The sequence below is a fragment of the Marinimicrobium sp. UBA4509 genome (assembly GCF_002388575.1).
Classification (GTDB): Bacteria; Pseudomonadota; Gammaproteobacteria; order Pseudomonadales; family Cellvibrionaceae; genus Marinimicrobium; species Marinimicrobium koreense.
This window is the reverse complement of record NZ_DGMV01000034.1, coordinates 5911-11228: the sequence shown is the minus strand read 5'-3', so window position 1 is coordinate 11228 and position 5318 is coordinate 5911. Positions and strand designations below refer to the sequence as shown.

The following is a 5318-nucleotide window of genomic DNA, read 5'->3' as shown; positions in this document are numbered from 1 at the left end:
CGCTGGCAGGGAGCCTTCGTCTCGGTCCCCGCCTGCTTCACCGACTGGCGGCCCGGTAAAGAGGCGGTGCGCTATGCTCTGTTACGGGCCATCGGGCACGAATACCCCACACCGGGAGTCCGCAACCCCCAATCCCGACGTATTGGCGAACAGGAGGCGGCGTCCTGGGAGCGGCTTCTGCCCAGGGAGAATGAGCTGCCGCTGCGCTTTCGCTATCACCTGGTCAACCGGGGTGATTGCACCCACCTGTTTGCCGTCTGGACCACCCTGGACGACGCGGCCCTGGATACTCTGTCCGAAGAGGTCATCGACGCTGTGAGTTGGTCAAAGCCCAACGCTGCGGCCGACCCCGTGGCGCAAGCCTGGTTCTACAACGCCGCCGGGCTCTACTTCCACAATGCAGAGAACCATCTGGACGCGGTAAAAGGGTTTGCCCTTGCCGCCCGACTCGATCCACAGGACAAGGTCTATATCAATAACACCGCCTCCACCTACAACTTGCTGAACCGCTACCGGGACGGGCTGGCGTTCATGCAGCACCCGGACATTCAGGCCCAGAGCGACGCCATGATCCAGGGTTGGCTGGGCTGGTTTGAGTACCACCTGCAGAACTATCCAGCCGCCATCGACCACTATCAGCGCGGCTTTGCACTGGGTTCCCTGTCAGAAGACGACCTCTACGCGTATGTGCAGAGCCTGCTGCAACAGGATCGGGCCGACCAGGCCCAGGCCGTGTTAGACCAGCACAGCCCCCGCCAGCCCGGCGCAGTCGCCATCCAGGCGCAGGCAGAAGTCGCCCGGGCCCGATCCGCCTACCAGCAGGCCCTGACGGTTCTGGATGAGGCGGATCGCCGGGGGGTTCACTCCCCCAACCTGCACCTCACCCGGATGGATGTGCTCGGGGACATGCGGGATTACGAAGCGGTCATCGCCTACAGCGATCGGCTGATTGAACGGGGGTTGGGTTCCAATACCGTGTACAACTATCGGGGCGATGCCCAATACCATCTTGAGCGCTACCGGGAGGCCAAGGCGTCATTCGAGCAGGCACTGGTCCTGCAGCCCGGTGACCGGGCCACCGCTGAATACCTGCGCTTCACCAACGCCCAGTTGGGCAAGGGCGATTCCGCCTCCATCAACACCCCCATTGAGCCGGTGGCCTGGCCCGCCCTGACGCCTCCGGACGAGGTGAGTGATATAGACGGCTATGACTCTCATTACCCCCTGACGGTCACGGCCTATCACTACGACCCGGCCAGACCGCTCAAAACCACCGAGGTGCGTCATATCCAGGTGCACGACACCGCCGGCGTCAATCGTCACAGCACGCTGATGGCCCGCTACAACCCGCTTTCTGAACGCCTGTATATAAACCGCCTCGAGGTGTTTGACGAAGACGGCGAGCGGGTGTCTTCACTGGACCGGAGCAGCCTGTACATTGGCGATGCCGAGGACTACGACCAGGCCACCTTCGGCAAGGTTGTTCGCGCCCCGGTGGCCGGATTGGCGCCGGGTTACCGGATCGAGTTTGAATACACTCTGGAACAGCGCTCCCCGGCCGAGCGATTCCCGTTCGAGCGCCTATATTTGTCCGGCCAGCGTCCGATCGGGCTATCGGCGCTCTATATCGAGGGCGAACTGGATTACCTGCTGTACAACCAGACCAACGCGCCCCAGCCCAAAAAGCGCCGGAACTCTCTGCTCTGGACCGTGGAAAACCCGACCCCGGCGCTGTGGGAGCCGATGCAAGTGGACGATGAAGACTATATGGCCAGTGTGGTTGTGGTCAGTAAAAATCAGTGGCGGGAAGCCGGATCAGACTACCGGACGCGGGTGAACGAGGTCATTCTCGCGGACACTCCGGAGCTGGATGCATTGGTGGCCACACTCACCGACGGCCTCGCCCCGGACGATACCGGGGCACGCATAGCCGCCCTTGCCGGCTATGTGCAACGCACCCTGACCTACAAAGCGCTCGAGTTCGGGGTGCGCGGCTACACCCCCAACCCACCGCAGCAGATTCTTCAGGACCGCTTTGGCGACTGCAAGGACCACTCGGTACTGCTCTGGCGCCTGCTGCGCGAAGCCGGGATTCCCGCCGAGCTGGCCCTGGCCAATCTGTCCGGCCCGGTGGACCCCGACATGCCCAGCATCGATCAGTTTGATCATATGGTCGTGTATCTGCCGGAGTGGAATGGCGGCACCTTTATCGATGCCACCAACAAAAACATCGATCTGCTCGGGGTCGCACCGGACGGGCTGGGAAGCACCTGGACGCTGACCCTGGGAGAGCGCCCTGCGCTGGTTCAGGTGCCCGCCCTCGACCCCAGCCGAGTCGACATCCGTCGGTCATTGAGCGCCCTGCCCAACGGCGAAACCCGGGTGCGGGAAAGCCTGACCATGAGCGCCTACTTTGCCTCCAGCCTGCGCGGCTATTTCAAAGATATCGAGCCCCGCGAGCGGCTCAATTGGGTGCAGCGGTTCCTCGGGGAAAATGGCCGGCCGGTGATTGTGGAATCACTGTCCGTGGACAACCTGGACGACACCGAGAAGGAACTGATCCTGACGCTCGACTACCGGGTCGGCCGGAGCGCGCGCCAGCGGGGTCAGGCGGCGGTCATCGATCCGGCCTACTGGGAGCGCTACTATCTCAGCAGTCATTACGTGCACGATCGACAGACGGACTTTGAGATCGCCTACCCCCTGCGGCTGACCTCCCGCATCACCTACCCGGTGGAGGACGAACGGACCCCGGAACCGGTGGTCGACCAGCACGACCAGTCCCGCTTTGGTCACTTTCGCTCAAGGTCCCTCGCCGGCGCTGATGCGCTGACCCATCAGTTTGACTACCGACTCGAAGCCGGCCGCTTCTCGGCCAACGACTACCGCGACTTCCAGGCGTTTACCCTGAACGCCATCGACGCCCTCTCCCGCCCGGTGACCCGCAGTCGACACTCGGATCAGGCGACCCGCTAACTCAGGGGTCGTCTGACAGGCGCTGGCGGGCCCGGTCAATGTGCCGGCAGAACAGTTCGGCGCCATCCAGGATGCGCAGCGTGTGCCGCTGAATCAGATCCGGCGGCACAAAAAACAGGTTGTCCTGCTGTACCGCCGTCAACTCGGACCACGACGTCCACTCATCCAGCCAGTCCGGGCGCTCCTCTCCCATACCGCTGGCCACAATGACCTGGGGATCGCGCTCCAACACCGACTCCATATTGATGGTCGGTGCCAGAGGTTTGGCATCGGCGTAGACATTGCGTCCACCGCACAGGCGAATTACATCACTCACCAGGTGTTCGCCGTTAAGGGTCTGCAGGGGTTGATGCCAGACCTGATACAGCACGCTGACCGGTGTTCGCTCGCTGTATCGAGCCCGCAGCTCGGCCAATCGATTCAGGTGTCTCTGGGCGACCTGTTCAGCGCTATCCCCGGTTCCCGTGAGTGCGCCGATGGAGCGGACCGAGCGAGCCACATCCTCAAGGGTACGTGGCTCATCCACATACACGTTGATTCCAAGCCGCTCCAACTGCTGACGCAAGGTCCGACTGTTACCGGTGGCCCACATCAACACCAGATCGGGCTCCAGTGCCAAAACGGCCTCAACACTGACCGACTGGGCGCTCCCCAGGGGCGGCAACTTTTGGGCTTCCGGTGGATAGTCACTGTAATCCACCGCCGCCAATAATCGGTCACCCGCGCCGGCGCTGTAGACGTTCTCCACGATATGCGGTGCCAGCGCAATCAACCGCGTGGCCGGCTGCTCCAGAGTGATCTCCCGGCCCAGATCATCCGTTACCTGAATCTGGGCCAGTGCATGGAGTCCGAGGGATAAACCAAGCAGCAAAATAAACGCCGTCAAAAACCGACGAAACAAACCCTTACGTTTACCCATTGGCCAATACCACCGGTTTTCCCGTTTTCGGATGGGGAATCACCTCCACCTCCGTATCGAACAGATCCGCAATCAGCGCCGTATTCACAACCTCATCCGGCGAACCATAGGCCACCCGACCACCATCTTTGAGTGCCAGAAGATGATCGCTGTATGCGGCGGCCAGGCTGATATCGTGCACCACCATCACCACCCCGACCCCCCGATCGGCAAAGGCCCGCACCGCCTGCATCAACTGGCGCTGATGGCCCAGATCCAGTGCCGCCACCGGCTCATCAAGCAGCAGAAGCCTACCGGCGGCGGTATCCGGGCGCCAGATCTGGGCCATCACCCGGGCCAGTTGCACCCGCTGCTTTTCACCGCCCGACAAGGACGGATAGAGCCGCTCGGCCAGGTGCGTCACATCCAGCGCCGCCATGGCCTCCGCACACACCTGTTCATCGATAAGCACGCCGGTACTGTGGGGCGTGCGCCCCAGCGCCACCACCTCAGACACGGTAAACGGGAAGGCCAGCGGATTGGACTGGGTCAGCACCGCCAACGCCAGGGCCTTCTCGCCCGCGGGCCAGTGCGCCAGCACCCGATCGTTGAACCGGATTTCCCCCGCGCCCGGACTCAGGTCGCCACTGATGGCACGCAGCAGTGTGGTCTTACCCGCCCCGTTGGGCCCGATCAAAGCCAGAATTTCACCCGGCTGTACCGCCAGTGACACCGAGGAGACCAGTTCGCGCTCGTCAATACAGACACTCAGTTGATCGATGTGCAGTAATGACATGGACTAAGCCCCTTCAAAGCGGCGCTGGCGCAGCAGGGAAATGAAGAATGGCGCCCCCAACAGGGCCGTCACCAGGCCCACGGGCAATTCGGCCGGAGCCATCACGGTGCGAGCCGCCACATCCGCCAGCAACAGCAACACCGCGCCCCCCAGCGCCGACAGGGGCAACAGGTAGCGATGATCCGGCCCCACCCACAGCCGGATCATGTGCGGCACCACCAGCCCGACAAAGGCGATGCTGCCGGCCACCGCCACTGAGAGCCCGACCCCCGCCGCCACCAGAATGATCAACCGGGTTTTCAGCCGCTCGACATCCACCCCGAGGTGGCGGGCCTGAGACTCACCCAGAAGCAGCGTATTGAGCGCCCGCCCGAAGGACGGCAGAGCCAGCAGTGCCACGGTCAGAATACCGCCGGCCAGTAGCACTCGGGTCAGGTTGGCCCCTTCCAGGCCGCCCATCCGCCAGAGGCTGATCCGCCGGAGCATTTCGTTGTCCGCAAAGTACTCCAGCAGCCCTGTGGCGCTGGCAGATAGAGCGGACACCGCGATGCCCATCAGCAGCATGGTGGCCACGGAGGTGCCATTGATGCCGGTCGCCACCCGATAGACCAACCACACGGTAAGCAGCCCACCCAGAAACGCGCCTAG

Annotated in this window: 4 protein-coding genes; 1 reads left to right on the top strand and 3 read right to left on the bottom strand. The window is 63.0% G+C overall.

Features of this window, described 5'->3' with window-relative positions; translation table 11 throughout:
- A partial coding sequence (locus B3520_RS04830; protein ID WP_286875519.1) for a DUF3857 domain-containing protein occupies nt 1-2976 on the top strand: 2976 nt, incomplete at its 5' end.
- Between the two features lies 1 nt (nt 2977).
- Here B3520_RS04830 and B3520_RS04825 read toward each other — a convergent pair.
- From B3520_RS04825 to B3520_RS04815, 3 genes are all read right to left on the bottom strand, one after another.
- Nucleotides 2978-3895, bottom strand: coding sequence for a cobalamin-binding protein (locus B3520_RS04825; RefSeq protein ID WP_286807222.1), 918 nt, complete (start codon nt 3893-3895; stop codon nt 2978-2980).
- Nucleotides 3888-4670, bottom strand: coding sequence for a heme ABC transporter ATP-binding protein (locus B3520_RS04820; RefSeq protein ID WP_286807221.1), 783 nt, complete (start codon nt 4668-4670; stop codon nt 3888-3890). Before B3520_RS04820 ends, B3520_RS04825 begins: the two co-directional genes overlap by 8 nt.
- Before the next feature lie 3 nt (nt 4671-4673).
- The coding region (locus B3520_RS04815) for a FecCD family ABC transporter permease (RefSeq protein WP_286875518.1) at nt 4674-5318 on the bottom strand (645 nt) is incomplete at its 5' end.